The organism is Paenimyroides tangerinum, assembly GCF_003865405.1.
In the GTDB taxonomy this organism is placed as follows: domain Bacteria; phylum Bacteroidota; class Bacteroidia; order Flavobacteriales; family Flavobacteriaceae; genus Flavobacterium; species Flavobacterium tangerinum.
Window position 1 is genome coordinate 244 of sequence record NZ_RQVQ01000105.1, and the last position, 984, is coordinate 1227.

Sequence of the window (984 nt, forward strand, 5' to 3'; positions counted from 1 at the left end):
AGCTCATTTATAAAAAATAAAAATCGACTGTTTATTAAATGAATAGTCGATTTTTTTATTTCACTTTTATGCTTTAGCTATGGAGTACCTAACCTTTAAATGGCTATACACTAAAATTTTTGAACTTAATTAAAAAAAATCTTCTGATTTAAAAATAAGGTTTGTTGCCGATAAAAAGCTCTAATACTCAATTAAAAAATTAATTTGGTTTACAATATCTTCTTGCCAAGTTTTAATATCCGTTGCTGTAGCAATTTGCATTATACTACATTCTTTTTCTGACATTTCTAAATAATTTTCTGAACTAAAGTAATTTCCTTTTTTAATTGAATGTTGATCCGAAGGATAAACAAGAGCAACTTTTTTTGCTTGGTAAAATCTATGATATACATACATTTGGCGTAAATCTTCAGGTGATGGATTATAATCATTTAGATTTTTCCATTTTGTATCCAAAACGAAACTTTCTTGAGATTCTTTACATTTTAGAATGATATCTGGTCGCATTTTTGATGAATATCCCGAAGTTGGCTTCCAAAAACTTTTTGTTACTTGTGATGTAACAAGATGAGTTTTTAATTTTGTTTTCAAAGTGACCAAAAAAAACTGCTCCCATAAACTATTCATATCAAACATTAAAGCCAATACATCATGACGTCCTTTAGAAATATCAGGATGATAATTCAATAACAATAATTTGGCTATATCTAAAGCTACTTTATAATGTTGATTTTTTCGATCATAAACAATTTTATTAAAAGTAGATTCATTGACTTTTATATCCTTCATTTCAGGAAAGTTCAATGTTAATGCACCTATTCTTCCATTTAACACAGAATTTGTATTGATTTTCTTTAAAAGTTGAATCGTTTTAAAAAGAATCTCGTGAATAGTATGTTCATTCGAATATTGCGAATAATTTGCAAAAAACGGCTATAGTATACCACCTTCAGCGGATTAAAGTGAGCATAGCGCAACGGCTCA

At 27.8% G+C, this 984-nt stretch carries 1 pseudogene; it reads right to left on the reverse strand.

What is annotated here, in order from left to right:
- Positions 1-180: 180 nt before the first annotated feature.
- A pseudogene (locus EG240_RS16360) lies at positions 181-918 on the reverse strand (McrC family protein); the annotation flags it as partial.
- Between the last annotated feature and the right edge of the window lie 66 nt (positions 919-984).